Origin of the sequence: Flammeovirga sp. EKP202, from assembly GCF_014534745.1 — a bacterium.
Lineage (GTDB): Bacteria > Bacteroidota > Bacteroidia > Cytophagales > Flammeovirgaceae > Flammeovirga.
This window is the reverse complement of sequence record NZ_JACVVP010000021.1, coordinates 98087-119065: the sequence shown is the minus strand read 5'-3', so window position 1 is coordinate 119065 and position 20979 is coordinate 98087. Positions and strand designations below refer to the sequence as shown.

Sequence of the window (20979 nt, the reverse complement as noted above, 5' to 3'; positions counted from 1 at the left end):
GCACGCTGAAAATTAAGCTTTCGCTAAAAGAAAGTCTTCAACGTTTTTATATTCAAGACCGAAAGCATCAGCAACAGCTTTGTAAACTACATCGCCACCAATGATGTTCAAACCTTTCTTCAAATCTTCGTTATCACGACAAGCAGCTTCCCATCCTTTGTCCGCTAATTGGATAGCATAAGGAAGAGTTGCGTTTGTTAATGCAAGTGTAGAAGTATAAGGAACAGCACCAGGCATGTTCGCTACACAGTAGTGCATTACACCATCTACCTCAAATACTGGCTCTGCGTGCGTAGTAGGTTTTGTTGTTTCAAAACATCCACCTTGATCCACTGCAACGTCAACAAGTACAGCACCGTCTTTCATTGAGCTCAACATATCTTTTGTGATCAAGTGAGGAGCTTTAGCACCAGGAATAAGTACAGCACCTACCACCATATCAGCATCTTTGATTTCCTCACGGATATTGTACTCAGAAGATACCATTGTTTTTACGTTTGCTGGCATGATATCATCCAACTGACGTAAACGGTACAAATCGATGTCCATAATCGTTACATCAGCACCCATACCTGCTGCAATCTTAGTTGCTTGAGTACCTACGATACCACCACCAATTACGATTACTTTTGCTGGTTTTACACCTGGAACACCACCAAGTAAAATACCTCTACCACCCATTGGTTTTTCAAGATATTTAGCACCTTCTTGAGTAGCCATTCTACCTGCTACTTCTGACATAGGAATCAATAAAGGTAAGCTTCTATCCGCTCTTTCCACTGTTTCATAAGCTAAACAAACCGGCTTTTGCTCGATCATAGCACGAGTCAATGGCTCATAAGAAGCAAAGTGGAAGTAAGTGAATAGTAATTGATCTTTTTTGATTAGAGAGTATTCCGCCTCAATTGGCTCTTTTACTTTCATAATCATTTCAGCAATTGCATAAGTTTCCTCAATAGTAGGAAGTAATTGAGCACCAGCGGCTACGTATTCTTCATCTGAAAATCCACTGCCAATACCAGCTGTAGATTGAACATAAACTGTGTGTCCTCTTTTGATAAGCTCTTTAGCTCCACCTGGAGTTAAAGCAACACGGTTTTCATTGTTCTTAATTTCCTTTGGAACGCCTATAATCATGTCTAAAATGTGTTATATGAGTACGTATGTGTTATAAAAAATAGGTTTCCTCATCAATGAGGAATGGAAGTTTTGTGTGCTGCAATATATAAATGGAAATTTAGTTAATTAATATTTTTAAAATATTTTTTTGTTTTTAGGGCTAAAATGTATGAATTCTTCCGATTTGACATAAAAAAATCCCCATATACAGAATAAAAAGTATATGGGGATGATAATATGATGTGTGATATTAATATCCTAATGACTGGTTTTCTACCGATGCTTTTTCTAATAATGTAGCATATTGATCAGCAGTAACATCTTTAGAGAAGTATCGGATTGGATTTACTTTTCTCTTCTTGTGAATTACCTCATAATGAAGGTGTGGAGCAGTTGAAGAACCTGTACTTCCCACTTCACCAATCTTTTGGCCTCTATATACTTTTTGTCCACGCTTGACATCAAACTTCGACATGTGAGCATATTTTGTGACGTAGCCAAAACCGTGATCTACTTCAATTTCCCAACCGTATCCTCTATTCGATTTTCTAGCTTTGATGACTTTACCATCACCAGTAGCATAAATTGCAGTTCCTTTTGGTGCAGAGAAATCAATACCGGCGTGCATTTTCTTCACCTTTAAGATAGGGTGAATTCTCATGCCGAAACCAGAGGCCAACCTTTTCAGATCTTTGTTGTCTACAGGTTGAATTGCCGGGATGGCTGCCAACATTTCAGATTTATTCAGTGCTAAGTCAACAATTTCGTCGTACGACTTGGTCTGAATATACATCTGCCTTTTAAGGTTATCAATCTTAGAGAGAGTACCTAAAATCATGTCCTCTCTAGAAAGTTTCTTATCTAAAAGGTCTTGGTATTTCTGACTACCACCAGTACCTGCCTGACGGATTTCGTTTGGAATAGGATCTGCCTCAAAAATTACACGATAAATTTTATCGTCTCTATCTTGAAGAGAAGCCACCACATTTTTCACATCATCTACTTCTTTTTGAAGAAGCTTGTGTGAATAAAGTAAGTCTGCATTTTCCTTCTGTAAACGTGCTTCTTTAGCAGAAGGGAAGTATTTTATATATATAGCCGAAAAGAAAAAGCCGAACAAAGAGCACGCAAACAATAACCCAGTGATGTTGATAAACATATCAAAGGGAGAGGTTCTTATGCGTTCGTAACGACAAGTTTCAGTATCGTAATAATATTTAATCTTTGCCATATCTCAATTGTGAAGACCTAAATCTTCGGTATTTGAAGTTCAAATATACAAAAAAAATATTAGATGCCTTTTATCATCTTTTATAAGGCATAGAGAGAACGTATTAACATTACTTTATATTGTATGAACCCTGATAAATAATGCTGAAAATTCATGAAAGATTTCTATTCTTTATTGACAAAAAAGGATAGTGAATTTAATGAAATTCACTTAACATTATTTACGTGTAAGTAGCAGATGTACAGTTATATATGTGTTTTTAATTTGATAATTGTCTAATTCAAATAAAGTGTTGACTTATTCCTGTAAAGAAGGCGTATTATGACTGCATTATTTGCTTCGTAAAAATGTGAAATTAATTTTACAACCCGGAAAATAAAATCACTGCTTTCCTCGTTATAAAAGTACTGATTCAGATCAATTTTCAACTTTATTATAGATTCTTGCTTTTAGATAAATATTTGATGAACTAGAATTTTACTGTGAAACTGTTGTTATTTTTTATTTGATCTTAGAGTATTTCTAAAGTGCGAAAGTGCTTTAAACTGACTTTCTCTAGTTTTTTATTGATTTCAAAAACTAGGGTAATAAAGTGTGTTGACTATTTATTACAGGTATTAAAATAAACTAATTATTTACAATGAAGACGACGACTATTCTATTGTGTTACTGGTCATTTATAACTTTTACACTCACAACTGTATGTCATGCCCAATCGCCGAGACTATCGGAGGCTTCCGATCAGATAACTACAGGAGGCAATATACCGATACGGTGTGATGTTGTTGAAAGAGATTTGGCCATGTACGATCGGCAAATTTCTGCACTCTTAACCGTTCCGACATTGGAAGGGATTGATACACCTATGCATGAATATAAGGCATTGACCGTGAAGTGTGTACAAGGTAAATGTAGCGGAGCAGAAAAATATCTAAAAAGATATGAAAAGTTTGACAGTTTGGTGCATTCACTAAAAAGTGAGCGTCACTGCAATTACTTGTTGAATAAGATAGAAGCTTATGAAGCTAAAAATCAGGCCTACCTTGCAAATGGAGACACCACTAAAATACAACTTGGAGGTATCCGTTCGACGCTAAAAAAATTAGAAGAGGTAGATTGTAATCAGGATTACTCTCATTATGCAGCTCAGGAAAAAAAATGGGTGGAAGTGATTGAGGAGTATAAATTCAATCAAAGTAAAGAAGAGTTATATGAAGACGCTTTGTTTGAAAACGATGTATTAGTAGCCGTTCAATCCTTATTGGAAAAAGGTCTCAACCCTAAAGTAGACACTTGGACATTGGAAAAAGCTATTTATACTAATAATATAGATTTAGTGAAATTAATTGTTGAGCATGGTGCTCCGGTTAATTTTGAAAAAGGCACCGCTTTAGACCTTGTAGTTGAGGAAGGTAGTGAAAATCAAAAAAACTACGAAATGATAAAGTACTTAGAGAGTGCAGGTGCCAAAATTGAAAAATCAAATGGAGAAAAACTCGCTAAATTTGCAATTAGCCATAATGATGTAGCACTTTTTAAAGCTGTTGAAAAGTATAATTCATTCACTTGGAAGAAATATTCTTTCTATTATTATAAAACGAAGGAAAAGGGAACCTATAACGCTGAAATAGGTGCGTATATAGGAGGTATTTTGAAAACGAAAGAAGTAGAGCACAATTGGGTTGATTATAGAACAGTAATGGATGATGAGGCATTGGAGAAACAAATGATCACAATGTTTAAAGATAAAGATCAGAGCTTTACTGTAAAAGACATTAAAATTGTAAATGGTGAATGGCTTATTGAAAAAGATGAAACAACAGGTGCTACAAAGGGAAAATTCCTAGTGACCTATTTGTTTGTTACAGATAAATACGATGTATGTGGAATCAAAAGGGTTCACTTTTTCAAACCATATGATGGTACTCAATATGGCCCTATGCAAATCAATTATGTTGGAAAAGGCTACAAATTGGTCAATTGTAGTTCATTGAATTAATTTCAATAGAAGATGGTTTTGAGCTATTAAGTAGAAAGCAATACATTAAAGGAAGGGTTGAGTTTATGAGAACTTGACCCTTTTTTATGCACTAATAAATGTAATCTAATATTGATGTATGAAATTTGTATGTCATTAAAAATGGTGATATACTTGCTAAAATAAATGCTTAGAACCTGTTAAGATTTCACCTAATATAATATCAGGGAAGAGATCCTGAACATTAATTCTAATAAATAATTTGGCATTTTTGGAAGTGCCGCAAGCAAACTAATTTATCATTAAAACAAGCACTAATTTTATGAAAAAGTTATTTTTAACTTTGCTCTTGGCTTTTTATACGGTCATCTCTTTTGGTCAATCAAAAATATTTTTGACTGAGGGTTATGGTGAGACAGAGGATGAAACGAGAATGGAATATTATATTCTTTCCAAAGCAGGCAAATCGAATGGAACAGTATTCAAGCATACTATCTATTTTTTAGATGGGTCGATACATAGAACTTATGAGACCATTAAACCTAAATATTACAATGCTAAAGAAGGACAGTTTGTATCCTATTTTAAAAATGGAAATAAATCAGACGAGGGAGAGTATGCAGATAGTAAAAAAGTAGGAATGTGGAAAGCCTACCACGAAAATGGAAACCTTAATTTAGAATATAAAGTACAGTATGACAAGAAATCCGGAATACCATCTATGCTATTTGTGAATGGATGGGATGAAGACGGGAATCAAACACTTAAAGATGGAGAGGGGCAAATAAAACATACGATTTACCCCAACAATGCTCGAAAAAAATATACTGAAGAAGGAAAAGTTCAGAACTCATTAAAGCAAGGTTTATGGAATGGTGTATTTGCTTCTGAAGAAAAATATTTTGAAGAAAATTACAAAAAAGGCAAATTAATTAAAGGTGTAAGCTGGGATGAAAAAGCCAATGAATACGATTATAAGGTACCTGAATCTCCTGCCACCTATCCTAAAGGAATGGTATCGTTTTATAACTTCTTGGGAATAAATATGAGATACCCTTCTGATGCGAAAAAAAATGATGTACAAGGAAAAGTATATGTACAGTTCGTAGTATTGAAATCGGGTAAACTTTCAGATTTTAAGATTCTAAGAGGTGTAAGCCCTTCTATTGATAAGGAAACTTTAAGGGTACTTAAAAAAGCACCTAAGTGGAAACCTGGAAGAATGAAAGGACAAACGGTAAAACAGAGAATGGTTTTACCGGTCTCCTTTAGACTTTAAAAAACTTATGAAATCGACCTATTCAGTTATGAATAGGTCGTTTTTTTTTGAACAACTAAATTTCAGGCGAGAATTAATTAAGATATTATTTTCAGATTACGCGTACTAAACCCTATTTTCGTGACAAATTAAAACCATCAATCAATTCCTAATTTTTTTATGACTAAATATTTTTTCAGTAAACTGATTACGATTCTTTTATGCCTGCTGCCCTTTTTTTCTTGTAGTCTTTTTGAAGATAAAGCCAAGATCAACAAACCTTTGGAGTTACAGGCACCATCTTATATTAGAGGTATGGCTCAAATTAAATTATTGATTCAGGATCAAGTTCAATTAGAAATGAATGACGTTCAATTGTTTTGTAATGGGAAGGAGGTTCCAATTACTTTGAAGCAGTCAGCAAATAATTATGCTATAGCGTTTGATTCAAAAGGGATACAAGAAGGACTCCAACTATTTTCTGTTCGAATACCCAAAGAAAAAGAAGATACAACTTCTGAATTTTTAACGGCTGAAGCGGCAATTGAAGTCGATAATTTTCTGCCTCCTTTTAAATTTGAAACCGGTTATGTCGATCAATTTAATTTTCGATCAGAATCTGGTTTGCCAGGATATGATTTCTATTACTTGCAAAGTACATCTGATTATAAATACAATGTGTATTTTGCCGATGTCGAAGGTAATGTAATCTCAAAGGTGTACGATGTTTCTACTTGTAATGAAGAAATTGAAATCGAATTAGATCCGTCTATTATTGGACAAGATTTTTATTTTGTCAGAGCAGAAAAGTACTATTTTGATTATATACATACTGCTGCAAATGAGGAAGAACATATTGAAAATCATAAATTAACGTATGAACATGTATCTTCTTCAGATCAAGAAATGAAGACTTTCAGACCAAGAAATGATGATTCAAAATTAATTCTCAAAATAGCTCATGAAGTAAGTAGAGTGTATAAAAATTTTGGAGGAGCTAAAAGCCAAAGGTTTTTGTATTCAGATGAGTATTACAGTTATCATGAATTTATTTACAGAGAATTGGAGCAAAATGAAAAAGTTTACCCTTTTATTTTCTATTCTGATGATAAGTCAAGAGGTGTTGCGATAGTTTTCCAGAACTACGAAAGTGGTTCTACAGTAAGTGTAGAATTAGAGGATATTCAAGATGCTATTGCGGTTCAGCCTTTCCCTGAAAAAAATGGGGAGTGGATCTATATAGAGAGTTTGATTGATATTCATGGAACAGATGTTTATTGTTCCAATAACTTACAGAGGATTAATAATAATGGCAAAGAAAGAGTCCTTTTCCCCATAAAAAGAGGCAATAAAATAAAAACCTTTGCTGTATCTAGATCAGGGTATAGCGATGATTTTATGGCTTATTCCTACAGTACAAAACATGTTGAAACATTACCAATAGCGGTATCGAGTATCGAACTTAACAGAAAAAATGGTAATGAATTAAAGTATGAAAATGGTATTTACTCTATTTCAAGAAAAGATTTTATGGGTGAAAAAGATAACTTGTCTTTAGTAGCAAAATTTGAAACTGGAATAAAGGATGGTAGAGAACAACTTACTGAGGTAACCGTGGAATCAAAGGCAAGGTTGGGAGCAAAAATGGATCTTGGGTCAGGTATTTCTTCTCAAAACTTATATGATGGTTATTTCGAAAGCTTAAGGCCAGATCATTTGAAAATGATTACATCTAATTACGAAAGTAATAAGTCCCAGAAGGAAAATGGTTATTACTTATTACAGGTGATAGACCTTTTTAAGGAATCATCTAGTTCTAGAAAAATCAGTAACTATGGAGATTGGATGCAAAAGGAAGTAGGGGAGATGTACCGCATTAATCCTTAACTAAATATAGATCTAGAAAACCTACCTTCTCAATAAAGATAAGGTAGGTTTGAACTTTCTTAAGTATTTCTTTTTTAGAGCTTAAAATTTATTATTCTGTTTGTAGTTTTTGTTGCTCTACAATAAATTCAAAAGCCAAATCAGCCAAATTTTTCCCATCAACAGTGGCTTTCCAAGCTCCATGTCCTGCACCTTCCAAAGGAATTAATTTAGCAGTTAACCCATTAGCATCATACGTGGCTTTAAGTTCTTCCGCTTTATTGAAAGGAGTGTTTTTATTTTGATCTTGAGTACCATGTAAAATTAATAAGGAAGGATCATCGCTATCGAATCGACTTTTTCCATCTAGTTTTTCAAGAGCATCTAATACCGCTTTTGTACCCCAAAGGTCAATAATGGTTTTTACTTTATATTCTTCTTTAAGATGGGTCGTAGATAAAGTTGGGTCAGTCTCAATACTAATTTCATCTCTGTAGTCTTCGAGGTCAGAAATACCCAAACCAATTGCAGTTAAAGCGCCAGCAGATCCTCCACCAACAGTGATGTAATCAGTGTTGATATGGTATTGCTCTTTATTGGCAATCACCCATCGCATAGCCGCTTTAGCATCACGCAAAGCTGGATAAACGGCCAATGCTTGTCCTCTCACTTTTTGAGGATATTTTTTAGAAATACTTATCCATTGTTGAGGAATAGTTCCCTTTTGTTTCATTACCCTATAATCTGCTGAGATAAATACCCATCCTCTAGATGCAAAATACTTTCCCATGTTAGCGATATGGACCATTTTTCGTGAACCACCTTTAAATCCTCCTCCATGGAAAAATAGAAAAACTGGTCGATTATTATCCTTATTTTTGGGAGAATAAACGTCTAATTTTAATGGGACTTCATTTGCTTGTACACTATTAATCGCCTCATGACTTAATCCTTTTGCATATATGATATCTTCCGTGATATTAACTTCGTAGGTAGCTTTATGAGTGATTGTAGGCGCTTTATCTTTTCCTTTAAAAGAGAGTAATAGTATTACAGAAAAAAAAAAAGAGATATAGTTTATTTTTCATATTCTTTACCGTTAAATAGTATTCAACATAAATAAAGATAAAATATCTCATGAAGGTTCAGTAATTTATTCAATGAAAGGCAGTTGTTTTTCAACGAAGGGGGAGGTAATAAACTAAAGGAGTGCAAGTATGAAGACTTTGAGATGAGCAAATTTTTCTATAAGTTGACGGACTTATAAAGACACGTAGTACAAATGGTGTTTTCCTTAACTCTTACACCACTTTTAGAAACTCTTCGAGATAATATTGATTACATTTGATACTACAATTAACTGTAACTAACCATAAAAATGAATATTACACAGAAAGCCTTTCAAATTGTTGAAAAAAGCGATGGGACTAACAAAACAAGTAAAGCTTTTGACGTTTTTATAATATCATTAATTTTATTAAATGTATTGTCAGTTATCTTAGAGTCTCATCAATGGATCTATGATCAATATCAAAAAGAGTTCTTTATATTTGAACAGTTTTCAGTTGTAATTTTTACTATTGAATATATTATTAGGTTAGTAACCTCAAAATACAAATATCCTAATAAATCAAGAGTTGGAGCAATATTAGCTTTCGTCTTCTCTTTTTATGGTTTGGTGGATCTATCAGCGATTATTCCATCTTATTTTATTCTGGCCAACCTCGACCTTCGCTTTATTAGAATTCTAAGATTATTTCGATTATTTAGACTTTTTAAATTTGGACGATATAGTTCTGCTATGTCTATCCTTATAAGAGTGATTAAGTCACGAAAAGAAGAGCTTTTGTTGACCATATTTATGTCTTGTATTTTAATAGTATTCTCTGCATCATTAATTTTCTTTGTAGAAAGAGAAGCACAACCTGGTGTTTTTTCAAGTATAACTAAGTCAATGTGGTGGGCAGTTGCTACTCTTACCACCGTAGGTTATGGAGATATGTACCCTGTTACTCCTTTAGGAGATATAATAGCAAGTTTTGTTGCAGTTATGGGTATTGGTCTTGTTGCACTTCCTACAGGTATTATTGGGACAGGCTTTATAGAAGAAATATCAAGAATTAAATCAGGAAAACCGGATGTGCCAGAAAAGTGTACATGTCCTAAGTGCGGTAATACTTTTGATATTAACACTCACTAGCACAAATCTAAAGTGACTATTTAAAGTGCCTTTTTAAGGAGCGTAATTGACGCTGAATTTTCTCTTTAGACATTTTTTTAGGATTCAATTCTAAAACGAGACCTTCTTCTATTTTGATGTCTTTCTTTTCGAATAAGAAGTCTTCACCTTTTACAGAAAAAACTAAAACAGTAGCTTTTGCTCCTAAAGGGAGCGAATTTGATGTATTGTGAATTCCTTGAACAAGAGACTCTTTCGTTATCCAATAATTTTGAATCGCATTAAATTTTTTAAATAAAATATGAACATCATAATTACTTTGTAGATCGAAGTTAGGAGTTATGTTGATGAATGTTAACTGAGATTTAGGAGGGTAATCGAAGTAAGCATAATTGAGTTTTGACAGGTTTACGTAGTAGAAATCAAGGTCTGTCACTTGAATACTAACATCGGTGTAAACTTTATCTGTTCTTGTATAATACAAAGGGTCATCTTTTTTCCTAGCTATAACGATTTCCTTGGTAATAGTATCTTTTCGCTCAATAGTTCTCTGTTCTACAGGAACATTCGTTTTTACCCAATTTCCTGTTTCATCATAGAGATGCAAGTCCATTTTTTTTGGTGTTCCATTGACAGGGTATTGTATACTTGCAGTTTTACCTTCCTTAAGATTTACAGGAGTTGTTCCATCAAAGACTTCTAAATTAAAACTACCACCTGACTCAAAAAGTGCAGTATCAGCAACGGTTTTTAGACCACCGAAAAACATATCGATATTTGTAGGGTAATTAGTGAACTTGACATTGATTTTACCAGAAAAATTGGCTTCATCAATTTCTAAATCTTCCCAGTTGATGTTGATGAAAACACTGTCTTTGGTCACAATTTCGATGTTTTCTGATTTATCAAATGAAAATGTTTCTTTTTCAATAGGAGAGGTACTCTCTATTAAAGAACGGATTTTGGCTTTGTTCATTTCATCTTCTTGGGATTGATCACAACTTATTAATAATGAAATAAGAAGTAAACCGAATAGGCTTTTTATACTCATAATAGTTTGCTTTAAAATGAAGAGGAATAAAATTATCGTTTATTAATTTAGAGAGAATATTTGTAGTACAAATTTAGTTTAAGATTTGTTGGGTGATTTTATTATAGTTTAACGAGAGAGGTTATTTTATTGAATAGTACCTCTTATATAATGAGCCCTCATTAGTGCTTTAGATATGTTTTAGTACAAAAATATTTCTATAAGTCAACAGACTCATAAAAAATATAGATACAAGTGATGTTTCACTTAACACTTGTGAAAATACGCGAACAATATCTGAAATAAAGAGTGGTTTTCTTATTGGTATAAATTAAATATGCATATATGTTGTTTTGTGCATGTGTTGTAGATAAAAAAAGGCATTGCTAAGAAATTGAAGCCATAGCAATGCCCATATTAATCTAACAGGATTAATACTTAATACAAAGGTGCACTTTTTATTTGAATAAATAATACTGCAACGGTAATTCAATATTTAATAATCCTAAATTATAGAGATTTTATCACTAAACTCCCTCTTAAATCAAGGTTTTAGATAATCGGAGTTTTAATAAGCCAACAGACTCATAAAAAATATAGACACAAGTGACGTTTCACTTAACACTTGTGCCAGTTTGAGGTTATTACAGTTTTATATTCGTTCTTAGAAAATGTAAACCAAGACAGTTTAAACCCATGATTTTAAATCATGCTCTTGTTTGATTTGTTGAATTTCATCATAAGTAAGATCATTTTTCATTTTATATGATCTTATACCATTTGTATACTCTTTAAAATTTATACCGTTGTGGTAACAAAAATTGATAAATGCTAACACAGTATCTTCTGTTGTTACTTTATCTATAAAAAATGAATATCGATTAGCAGAACCTTTTTTTGGGTAAATTATAATCGAATTATAAGTTTTTTGTAAATGATAGCCATTACGGCCACCAAGACTAACCTTATTTGGGTTTTGAATAAAGCCTGCCTTAATCTGTTCATCAATTATGCTCCATGAAATATTACCATGTTGAATAAAGTCTAACTTGATTTGTTGAATACTATCAATTGACAACTCTTCTTCATTTACATATAACGTGTCAGAATTGAATTCGATTTTTCCAATAAGAGGGTATGTTTCATATACATTAAGTGTATCAAAATCAACTTCTAAAAAGAAGTAGGTCACAAGAGGTAATGATGAAAGAAGATATAGACAAATGATAAAACCTTTATACTGATCTTCTGAGTAAATATTTCCCAAGAAAATACATAGAATTACTAGTATTATTGTGGTGACTATGAAATATTTAAAATGATATTTTTTTGGCTTATTATTCGAGGGTAAGTGAAGTAAAGTTGCTTTAAGTTGAATACAATATTTTTGATCAGACATAGAGTTTTTTGTAGTTACTGTTTACTAATACATTTAACGTAATAATAATACTTGTGCTTGAAATATGTAAAAAGTTTGTTGCCTTTTAAGACAGTGCCTTATAAAAATACCAGACACAAGTTACGTTTCACTTAACACTTGCACCAGTTTGAGGCTTGAGTTTAAGTCCCTATCAAAAACCCATGATTTCAATCATGGGTATACAAAAAAACGGCCTCCTCAATTAAGAGAAGGCCGTTTCAATATCTATTAAGAATTATCCAAAGTAAGGTTTTTAGAATGAATAGATCAGGTATTTGGCATTAACCTCTTACCACTTCATTCATCCCTCTTCCCTTAACTAAGCTAACTCTTGCGCTTTTTCAACAACAGCATCCAAGCCAGTAATATCCTTGCCACCCGCAGTTGCGAAGAAAGGTTGTCCACCTCCGCCACCTTTGATTTCTTTCGCTAATTCCTTAACGATTTTACCAGCGTGTAAGTCTTTCGATTTTACTAACTCTTCATCGATCATTACTGCTACTTGAGGTTTTCCGTCAACGTCAGCCGCTAAGATCAAGAAGATATTTTCTACCACAGCTTTTAAGTCGTAAGCCAATTGCTTTAAACCTTGAGCATTTGGAACAGCCACTTTGGCAGCGATAAAGTTGAAACCATCTTTCGCAACCGCTTTAGAAGCTAATTCGTTTTTCACCGCTTGAAGCTCCTTATTACGAAGTGTTTCTACTTCTTTCGATAGAGCGTTTTTAGCATCTACTAAGTCAGCCACTGCTTTCTTAGGATCTTTTGCTTTCAATAGCTCTTTGATCTCTTGTAATAAAGTGATTTGCTCATCCACATATTCCTCAGCAGCATCGGCAGTGATCGCTTCAATACGACGTACACCTGCAGCAACTGAAGATTCAGCTGTGATTTTTAGTAAACCAATTTTACCAGTAGCTGGAACGTGAGTACCACCACAAAGTTCTAATGAGTAATCTTTATCAAAAGTAATTACACGAACGAAGTCTCCATATTTTTCACCGAATAGTGCAGTAGCACCCATTGCTTTTGCTTCTTCGATAGGAACGTTTCTTTGTTCGTCTAATTTGATATTTTGACGGATTCTTTGGTTGACGATTTTCTCAATTTGTGCCAACTCCTCAGCTTCTACTTTTTGGAAGTGAGAGAAGTCAAAACGTAAGTGTTTCTCGTTGACCAATGAACCTTTTTGAGCCACGTGATCACCTAATACTTCTCTAAGAGCAGCGTGTAATAAGTGAGTAGCAGAGTGGTTATTCTCTGTTAAAGATCTACGTGTAGCATCAACTTTAGCTACTACAGGAGCTGAAGGATTAGAAGGTAGTTTGTTGGCGAAGTGAATGATCAAATCGTTCTCTTTCTTTGTATCGAAGATAGCGATTGTTTCTTCACCTGAAACTAAAATACCTTTGTCACCTACTTGTCCACCACTTTCAGCATAGAAAGGAGTTTGATCAAGCACTAATTGTATAATTGTCTTCTTCTTTTCCGTTACTTCACGGTAACGTAAAATAGAAGCGTCTGATTCTAATGCATCGTAACCCAAGAATTCCACTGAGTCACCGTCGTTTACATCAATCCAATCACCTTTTTCTGAAGCTGAAGCAGCACGAGCTCTGTCTTTTTGCTCTTTCATGGCTACATCGAAACCGGCTGTATCTACTGAGAATCCGTTTTCAGAAGCGATCAATTGTGTTAAGTCAAGAGGGAAACCGAATGTATCGTATAAAGTGAATGCCTCTTTACCTGCGATCTTTTTGTCAGAAGCTGCGTCCATTGCTTTTTGAAGAATCCCTAAACCTTTGTCTAGTGTTCTTAAGAAAGCCGCCTCTTCTTGCATTACTACTTTCTTGATGAAGTCTTTTTGTGAAATTACTTCAGGGAAAGTTTCTTCAAACTGATCAGAAAGGATATCCACCAACTCATACATGAATGGCTTGTTGAAATCCAAGAAAGTATAACCGTAACGTACCGCTCTACGAAGGATACGACGAATTACATAACCTGCTTTGTTGTTTGAAGGTAATTGACCGTCAGCAATAGCAAATGAAATCGCACGGATATGGTCAGAGATCACACGGATAGCGATATCTATTTTCTCATCTTTACCATATTCTTTACCCGACTTCGCTGCTAAGAATTGGATCATAGGTTGGAATACATCTGTATCGTAGTTCGATTCTTTCTTTTGAATCGCCATACATAAACGTTCGAATCCCATACCAGTGTCGATATGTTTGTTAGGAAGAGAAACCAATGAACCATCCGCCTTACGGTTGAATTGCATAAATACAAGGTTCCAGATCTCTACCACTAATGGGTGATCTTCATTTACAAGAGTAAGACCGTCTACTTTCGCTCTTTCCTCATCGTTACGAAGATCAATATGGATTTCAGAACAAGGACCACAAGGACCTGTCTCACCCATTTCCCAGAAGTTATCTTTTTTGTTGGCAAGGATAATTCTTTCCTCAGGAATTAAACCTTTCCAGATATCCTTTGCTTCTTGGTCCATTTCAGTACCGTCAGCCTCATCGCCTTCGAATACTGTCACGTACAATCTATCTTTTGGCAGTTTGTAAACTTCAGTAAGAAGTTCCCATCCCCACTCAATTGCTTCTTTTTTGAAATAATCTCCGAATGACCAGTTACCAAGCATTTCGAACATGGTGTGGTGGTAAGTATCAATACCTACTTCCTCCAAGTCATTGTGTTTACCAGATACACGTAAACATTTTTGAGTATCGGCGACACGTGTATCCTCGGCGGCTTTGTTTCCTAAGAAATAATCTTTGAATTGATTCATACCTGCGTTGGTAAACATCAACGTAGGGTCGTTTTTAATCACAAGTGGTGCCGAAGGAACGATGGCGTGCTGCTTGCTTTGGAAGAATTCCAAGAACGTGCGGCGAATACTTTTTGCGTCCATGTATGTTTCTCTAGTGAGTTTTATAAATTTTCAAATTTTTGATCGTGCAAAAATAAGATATTTTCTCAATCTAAATAACGATATAAGCAATTGAAGTGCTGTAAATAAGGATCTTTTGAAAAAAATAAGAGAATTGATAGAGTTTCAATTCTAAAAATGGGAATTCAGCTCGTGTATCTCCTTTAATTTATGAGCTTCACTTTGTATTCATCCAGCTTTTCCCAAATGGTCCAAAGTTCATTTAGAACAGCCTCTTTACTGCCATCTATGTGTGTATTGACTATGATTAATCTTCCTACTTTACGATCTGCATCAAAGAAGAAAAGAGAAACAATTCCAGGGTCACCACCAGTATGTCCATAGAACCCTGATGAAGTACTTCCCATAAATAGGTTGGAATCATACTTTACAGAAAAAACAGGATTTTCCTTTTTGACTGTATCTGCTAATTGCACAATGGTCCTTTTTCCAAAGAGTGCCTCATAACTTTCAGGTTGTAGCAAACTTCCTTTAGAGGATTGTCCTTTGATCAGTTCTTTTAAAAGTAACGCTAGATCATTGGCAGAAGTCAAAAGTCCGCCATCAGGATAACTTTGAAGTCTGTATAACGGAAGTTCATTTTCACCGAAATACAAAGTTGAATGTTTAGAAAGATCAACCGTTTCAAAAGACCATCCTGAAGAGGACATCTTTAGCGGTTCAAAAATATATTGCTTTGTGAACTCAGGGTAAGATTGACCGCTGGCAATTTCTAAGATATAAGCGGCCAATGCTGCACCGACATTAGAATAAGCAAAGTTTTCACCTGGCTTGAATTCCGCAAAACCTTCTTTTAAATACCAATCGCCTTCCTCAGAAAGTAATTTTTTTAGGAATTCGGGCATTGGTATATAGGTGTCTGCAGGTTGGAAAGCGCCTTTGAGTTGTTCATTTTCAACCGAATCAGTATCTTCTTTCAGTACATATACATTTTCATCATAAAATTTTGTATCAAGAATGGAGGAAGTATGGTTGGCTAAATGTTTTATTGTGATGACTTCACCCGGAAATGCTGGGTTGAAAACTTTAAAAGGTAAGTACTTATTGATCGGATCATTAAAATGCAGCATGCCTAGTTCTTGTGCTTTTAAAAGTGAAAGGCCAATGACCACTTTAGAAACGGATCCAATATTCTGAATAGTTTGTGTGGTGTAAGGCGTTTTCTTTTCTTCATTTGAATACCCAAAACCTCTCTGATATAAAACATCTTTATCGTCAACGATTGCTACTGAAAAACCTTTGATTAAACCTGTCTCTGAGATTTTTTGCAATTCATTTGTTAGAGCTTTAGTCGTCTCATTGTCTGTTTTTTTGCTCTTGCATGAGATGAAAGAGAATAATAGTAAAATGAATAGTGTTTTGTTCATAGGTGATGTTCGATGAATAGTTTATTATTCTGAAAATAAAAGGAGTATTGCTCGTACTCGTGTGTTTTGTAGATTGTTAAATGTAATAAACAAGGGAGAGGGTGACAAAAAGGTTATGTTACAAAATGTTGTAATGCTAAATATTTATATTAATCCCCAAGTATTCAGCTAGTAGTAGCTTCGATTATAGTCTTTGTTTTTACATTGTTACAAAGGTGTGGTTTTATGTTTATCAACTATTTACTTAATAAGTATCATTACCGTGAAATTGCCTCTTTTTTGCAGTGAAATAATTCTATTTCTTTTCCTTTTGTTATTGCTAATATAGAAGAATAGTAAACTAGCTTTTTGAGCTATAATAGTCTCATGAAATAACATTATTGAAAATGTAATATTTTGATTCTCTGCAATGCTTATCTTATAATAATGCAAAAAATGATTTGAGATATAGTTGGTTTTAAGGTCTTCTAATAACACTTTAACAGAGCGGTTGAAATTTGTATCACAATTACATTTTAAGAAAATGAGGTAACAGTGTTTTAAATAGTGGTCCTTGATAATTAGCGAATTATGTTACCGGTTGCTGAAAATGATTTGTTTAAATTTTAATTACTTGATTTCTTTCTCTATTAAAAACTTGATTATATTTACTAAACTAAATTGTATAACGACTTTCGTCTTATGCTATGATTGGCAATTCATTTTTGGATTGTTTCTAACTAAATTAATAAAAGAAAATGAAGACTTTTGAAGTCAGATTACCGTATTCAATTCTATCTCCTGATACTTGTTTTTCACAACATGATCCAGATTGGACAGACCTTGAAAAATGGATTGTCAGAGGAAAGAAAATTGGTATGGAAGTGGTTTTGGTGCCCGTGTTGTGGAAGTTAGTAGAAGGAGAAGGAAAGGCATCAGATCACAAAGAACACTACATTCACTACAATTGGCAATACTACAGAAGTTTGATCAACAAGATTACCGAAAACGACCTAAAAGTAGTGGTTGAATTCAACTTTCAAATGATCAACAATTACGAAGAAAATTTCCTTTGTACATTACCAGATTGGCTATGGGGGCAGTTGATGTGTGCTCACGATGAAATCAAATACTTAAGTCAATTAAAATACGTCAATAAAGCAGGAGGAAGTGTTCAAGATGCTGTTTCCTTATGGGCAGATCATTATGTGATGCCTTACTATGAAGAACTGATACAATCTTTCAAAAATCACTTCCAAGATATCTCTGGTGCTTTCACTAAATTTATTATCTCTGCTACTCCACAAGGTGAATTAAGTTATCCACTTAATGAATGCTCTTTCCCAAGAAGAAATATGCAGTGCTATTCTCCAATAGCTATGGATGATTGGGATAACTATGTGAGAGAAAAATACAAAGGATATAGAGAAGCAGGTGAAGCTTGGGGAATAGAAGGGATTACAGATAAGGAAGCATTATTGTCTTATTTTAAAACAAATGATGCACTTCAAGGAAGAAAATACATTGATACTACTTATGGGTTTGATGTTACTTCTTGGTACAGTAAGTCGCTTTGTAATCACGGAAATAAGTTATTGCACATTCTTCAAAATACATTCAGTGATCATGGATTTGAGCATTCGAAATTATGTATTAGAGGATCTATTGCTTACGCAGAAAAAAATCTAAAAAATACTCCACACCAATTAGAAGTTGGTTCGGGAAGTATTGCTATTCATAAAGATATCTCAATTGGTGACGCTTATCAGACATCATTGTCAATGATTGCTGATGGTATTCAGGAAGAAAGATTAGGAATTATTATTCCAACGAAGAGCAGAACGGAGTACAAAAAAGACTCTGAATATGCGTTGAAAGTAAAAGAATTACTTTCATTTGGAGAAGGTAACCCGATTTCGTTCTATTTAGAAAATAGTTCTGTAGAAGGTATCAACTCCCACGTGATTTGGGATAACGCAGCACTTTGGCTTCTGAAAAATGACACATTGAGTGGTTTGATCATCAATAATATGAAAGTATTATTCGATCAATTAAACACCGGTAGTGCTCGTTTACAGGAGTTGATCAGAAAAGTTCAATTTAAAGATGATCATATAGAAACAAAGCAAAAGTCTTTCAGAGTAATGGGACCTTTGCATGTTAAAACACACAACCCAAAACGATTATTGCAAGATCATGACTGGTTGACGGTGTCACGTCAATTAGATCGTATGAGGGATATTGGTGTTTCTGCTGTTTCTATTGATATATGGTGGGGATTGGTAGAAGGTACACAATCAAATGTTTTTGATTGGTCTTACTATGATAATATGGTAAAACTGATTGAGTCAAAAGGATTGAATTGGGTGCCGATTTTATCGTTCCACCAAGCAGGAGGTAATGTAAACGACGACTTTACGCAGATGATTCCGCTTTGGATCTGGGGTAAAATTGTTGAAGAAAACCCTCAATTGAAGTCAATCGAAGATTTACAATACGTTTCTGAAACAGGAGATGTAAGTGTGGAGTATGTGTCACTTTGGGCAGATACATACGTGATGCCTTATTATGAACGTTTCATGGAAGCTTTTAAGCAACGCTATAAAAAGTATGCTTGGATGACGGATGAAATCAACGTTTCATTAGGACCTGCGGGTGAGTTAAGATACCCTTCTTACAACTCGCATGACTGGGGTGATTACCCTAACCGTGGTACATTACAGTGTTATAGCCGATTGGCAAAAGAAGACTTCCAACGTCATGTGATTAACATGTACGGTAGCTTAGACTATATTAATGAGGTATGGCATACCGGATATGAATCAGCAGAAGAAATTCCAATGCCAGATGCTGATAACTTATTTAATAATAATAATTATGCGACTTCACGTATAGGTCAGGACTTCTTCAATTGGTACAATGATAGCCTTGCTAAACATGGTAATAAAATTATCAGAAGAGCAACAGCGATCTTTAATGAGGAGTTTGAAAAAGTACCAATTGGTTTCAAAATGCCGGGTATTCACTGGTTAATTTCAGATCCAAATAAACCAAGGGTAGCGGAGATTACAGCAGGTTTGATTGCTCCTTATCCAGGAATAGGGGCAACTGATAGAGGTGAATATGAGGATATGCTCAAGAAAATCATCGACAAGGATTTTAAAGAAAGAGTGGTACTTCACTTTACTTGTTTAGAAAAAATGAACAAGGACTGGGAAGGTTACTCAAGAGCGGAAGACCTTGTGATGTGGTTCTCTAATTCTGCCAAAAAACTGGGAATTCAAGTAATGGGTGAAAACGCCCTTTATCATGAACTTTACAGTCAGTCAGGATGGGATCAAATCGAAAAGGCCTTGACAAGAGCCAATACAAGTTATTCTGGAATTACAATTCTAAGAATGCAAAACTTGTTCTCTGACAATAACTTCCCGATTGAAAAATATGCAGAGTTAATCAATAAACTCCGCTAATTTTCCATAAAGGAATACCTTCAATAAGGTGTTCGATACATTCTAAACCATTAGTAATTTAATCTGAGAAGATATGGAATTACTAATGGTTTTTTTATATCTTTTATGTTATGGAACAAAGAGATTTTGATAAAGCCTTAGAAGCTTGGGGTAGAATATTCAATGGTAAAAGAGTAGAAGACTCCATCATTTTTAATAATGAGTTAGGACAGGGAGTTGTTGATGGTTTTCGTTTCAATGATCAAATGGAAATTTTACGTTTTGACTTCTATTTGAAACAGAAAATTGCCTCTACAGGGAAGCAGTTGAACACCATGGATGAGTATATTCCTATTTTCTTTGGTGAACCTTCAGAAAAGAAAACAATTGATATTGAGAATGAAAATAATGAAAAGGAAGAATTTGCCTTCTTTACGGAAGGAGCATTTACCACGAATACAAAAGACACCGTTGGGTGGGAATTATTCCCACATCGGAAAACCAGGTTTGTGAGCATTCGGTTGAAGAAAGAGTATTATAAATTTTTGGCAAGTAAATCGGAATATTATCAACAGCTTTTCTTAGAAGATGCTCCCTATTATATTTTTGAAGAATTTGATCCTGTCATGCATGGCATGTTTTGGCGAATGTATTCGGATGAGGTGAAGAATATCTATGAACAAGAATTAGTACACGCTAGTGCTTTGCATTTGGTCGCTACTTTTTTCTCTAAAGTAAATGAGCGTGAAAATATTCTGGAATCAAATAAATACCCTTTCAATACAAAAGCAGTGTTCAAAGCAAGAAACTATTTGAAAAGCCAAGTGAGCCAACCGGTTCAAATTGATGATTTGGCTAGAGAATGTGGTTTAAGTGCCAGTAGACTTAGAGCGCTATTTAAGCAAGTATTTGGAGTGACAATTCATCAATTCCATCAAGATGTACGCCTTGATCTTGCCAAAACCTATTTACAGGAGGGAGAAAGAACGATGTCAATGATAGCGATGGATTTGGGTTTTTCTAGTGCAAGTCATTTTTCGGCTAACTTCAAGAAGAAATACGGTGTGACACCAAGAGAGTTTAAAGATGATTTAAGAAAATAGCACCTAAACATCATAATGTGCTTAGGTGCTAT

General features: G+C 34.3%; 13 protein-coding genes. 6 read left to right on the top strand and 7 right to left on the bottom strand.

The features are described from left to right. Positions 1–12 precede the first annotated feature (12 nt). Both ald and IC221_RS14595 read right to left on the bottom strand, forming a co-directional pair. Positions 13–1137 (bottom strand): alanine dehydrogenase, encoded by a 1125-nt coding sequence (gene ald, locus IC221_RS14600; protein ID WP_188169672.1) that lies wholly within the window; start codon positions 1135–1137, stop codon positions 13–15. A 232-nt stretch (positions 1138–1369) separates the two neighbouring features. After that, positions 1370–2350, bottom strand: coding sequence for a M23 family metallopeptidase (locus IC221_RS14595; RefSeq protein ID WP_188169671.1), 981 nt, complete (start codon positions 2348–2350; stop codon positions 1370–1372). A gap of 640 nt (positions 2351–2990) precedes the next feature. On the opposite strand from IC221_RS14595, the gene IC221_RS14590 reads away from it, so the two are divergent. From IC221_RS14590 to IC221_RS14580, 3 genes are all read left to right on the top strand, one after another. Then, on the top strand, positions 2991–4349 hold the full coding sequence (locus tag IC221_RS14590; protein WP_188169670.1) for a hypothetical protein: 1359 nt from the start codon (positions 2991–2993) through the stop codon (positions 4347–4349). Between the two features lie 301 nt (positions 4350–4650). Beyond that, positions 4651–5607, top strand: a complete 957-nt coding sequence (locus IC221_RS14585; protein WP_188169669.1) for an energy transducer TonB — start codon at positions 4651–4653, stop codon at positions 5605–5607. Between the two features lie 159 nt (positions 5608–5766). Then, positions 5767–7473, top strand: a complete 1707-nt coding sequence (locus IC221_RS14580) for a hypothetical protein (protein WP_188169668.1) — start codon at positions 5767–5769, stop codon at positions 7471–7473. 91 nt (positions 7474–7564) lie between these two features. On the opposite strand, the gene IC221_RS29915 is transcribed toward IC221_RS14580, so the two are convergent. Further along, positions 7565–8503 (bottom strand): carboxylesterase family protein, encoded by a 939-nt coding sequence (locus tag IC221_RS29915; protein WP_367397769.1) that lies wholly within the window; start codon positions 8501–8503, stop codon positions 7565–7567. 327 nt (positions 8504–8830) lie between these two features. Here IC221_RS29915 and IC221_RS14570 point away from each other — a divergent pair, with 327 nt between their 5' ends. Next, the gene (locus IC221_RS14570) at positions 8831–9652 is read left to right on the top strand and encodes an ion transporter (RefSeq protein WP_188169666.1); all 822 of its coding nucleotides are present in this window, start codon (positions 8831–8833) and stop codon (positions 9650–9652) included. A 16-nt stretch (positions 9653–9668) separates the two neighbouring features. Here the strand turns inward: IC221_RS14570 and IC221_RS14565 are convergent, their stop codons facing one another. From IC221_RS14565 to IC221_RS14550, 4 genes are all read right to left on the bottom strand, one after another. Next, positions 9669–10682 (bottom strand): hypothetical protein, encoded by a 1014-nt coding sequence (locus IC221_RS14565; protein WP_188169665.1) that lies wholly within the window; start codon positions 10680–10682, stop codon positions 9669–9671. 667 nt (positions 10683–11349) lie between these two features. Further along, a complete protein-coding gene (locus IC221_RS14560; protein WP_188169664.1) occupies positions 11350–12060 on the bottom strand; it encodes a hypothetical protein in 711 nt (236 codons plus the stop codon). Positions 12061–12400: 340 nt separating this feature from the next. Continuing rightward, on the bottom strand, positions 12401–15010 hold the full coding sequence (gene alaS / locus IC221_RS14555) for an alanine--tRNA ligase (RefSeq protein ID WP_188169663.1): 2610 nt from the start codon (positions 15008–15010) through the stop codon (positions 12401–12403). A 182-nt stretch (positions 15011–15192) separates the two neighbouring features. After that, entirely contained in the window at positions 15193–16416 is a 1224-nt protein-coding gene (locus IC221_RS14550) for a serine hydrolase (protein ID WP_188169662.1), read from the bottom strand. A gap of 737 nt (positions 16417–17153) precedes the next feature. Here IC221_RS14550 and IC221_RS14545 point away from each other — a divergent pair. Together IC221_RS14545 and IC221_RS14540 are read left to right on the top strand one after the other, a co-directional pair. Beyond that, positions 17154–19865, top strand: coding sequence for a family 14 glycosylhydrolase (locus IC221_RS14545; protein WP_188169661.1), 2712 nt, complete (start codon positions 17154–17156; stop codon positions 19863–19865). A gap of 110 nt (positions 19866–19975) precedes the next feature. Then, positions 19976–20947 (top strand): AraC family transcriptional regulator, encoded by a 972-nt coding sequence (locus tag IC221_RS14540; RefSeq protein WP_188169660.1) that lies wholly within the window; start codon positions 19976–19978, stop codon positions 20945–20947. Positions 20948–20979 lie beyond the last annotated feature (32 nt).

Coding starts and splice junctions, on each gene's coding strand:
- ald (WP_188169672.1), bottom strand. CDS start 1,137: ATGATTATAGGCGTTCCAAAGGAAATTAAGAACAATGAAAACCGTGTT.
- IC221_RS14595 (WP_188169671.1), bottom strand. CDS start 2,350: ATGGCAAAGATTAAATATTATTACGATACTGAAACTTGTCGTTACGAA.
- IC221_RS14590 (WP_188169670.1), top strand. CDS start 2,991: ATGAAGACGACGACTATTCTATTGTGTTACTGGTCATTTATAACTTTT.
- IC221_RS14585 (WP_188169669.1), top strand. CDS start 4,651: ATGAAAAAGTTATTTTTAACTTTGCTCTTGGCTTTTTATACGGTCATC.
- IC221_RS14580 (WP_188169668.1), top strand. CDS start 5,767: ATGACTAAATATTTTTTCAGTAAACTGATTACGATTCTTTTATGCCTG.
- IC221_RS14570 (WP_188169666.1), top strand. CDS start 8,831: ATGAATATTACACAGAAAGCCTTTCAAATTGTTGAAAAAAGCGATGGG.
- IC221_RS14565 (WP_188169665.1), bottom strand. CDS start 10,682: ATGAGTATAAAAAGCCTATTCGGTTTACTTCTTATTTCATTATTAATA.
- IC221_RS14560 (WP_188169664.1), bottom strand. CDS start 12,060: ATGTCTGATCAAAAATATTGTATTCAACTTAAAGCAACTTTACTTCAC.
- alaS (WP_188169663.1), bottom strand. CDS start 15,010: ATGGACGCAAAAAGTATTCGCCGCACGTTCTTGGAATTCTTCCAAAGC.
- IC221_RS14550 (WP_188169662.1), bottom strand. CDS start 16,416: ATGAACAAAACACTATTCATTTTACTATTATTCTCTTTCATCTCATGC.
- IC221_RS14545 (WP_188169661.1), top strand. CDS start 17,154: ATGAAGACTTTTGAAGTCAGATTACCGTATTCAATTCTATCTCCTGAT.
- IC221_RS14540 (WP_188169660.1), top strand. CDS start 19,976: ATGGAACAAAGAGATTTTGATAAAGCCTTAGAAGCTTGGGGTAGAATA.